Origin of the sequence: Acidithiobacillus albertensis, from assembly GCF_001931655.1 — a bacterium.
GTDB lineage: Bacteria > Pseudomonadota > Gammaproteobacteria > Acidithiobacillales > Acidithiobacillaceae > Acidithiobacillus > Acidithiobacillus thiooxidans.
This window is the reverse complement of sequence record NZ_MOAD01000075.1, coordinates 1-594: the sequence shown is the minus strand read 5'-3', so window position 1 is coordinate 594 and position 594 is coordinate 1. Positions and strand designations below refer to the sequence as shown.

Here is a 594-nt window from a genome sequence, read left to right as displayed (position 1 = left end):
ATGATCACCAGCCCTTTTGCACATTTCTGGGAGTGGGTGCAGTTTGTGCTTGCCAGTATCGTGTTGTTCGGTCCCGGTAGGCGGTTTTTTAAGCCGGGACTGATCGCCTACCGTCACCTTTCGCCAGACATGAACTCCCTGGTGGCCACCGGCACGGGTGCCGCGTGGGCTTACAGCGCATTGGTGTTAGTAGCACCCGCGTGGTTTCCGCTCAATGCACGACATGTGTATTTCGATTCAGCCGCAGTCGTTATCGCAGCCGTACTCGCTGGCAAGTACTTGGAGGGGTTAGCCAAGGGCCGCACCTCATCGGCCATTCGCAAGTTGGTCGGTTTGCAGGCAAAGACCGCGCATAGGCTGGATGCAAACAGTATCGAGCACGAGGTACCGGTATCGCGACTGCGCACTGGCGAGCGCATCGTAGTGCGCCCTGGTGAACGCATTCCAGTGGACGGACGCGTAGTCGAAGGGCGCGCGCATGTAGACGAGGCTATGCTGACCGGCGAACCACTGCCTTCGGTCAAGACCATGGATGACAACGTAGTGGGTGGCACCATCTGCCATGATGGGCGATTGGTCGTAGAGGCCACCTCC

General features: G+C 58.8%; 1 protein-coding gene. It reads left to right on the top strand.

What is annotated here, in order from left to right; all coding sequences use genetic code 11:
* Positions 1 to 60: 60 nt before the first annotated feature.
* The coding region (locus tag BLW97_RS18010; protein WP_479714976.1) for a P-type ATPase actuator domain-containing protein at positions 61 to 594 on the top strand (534 nt) is incomplete at its 3' end.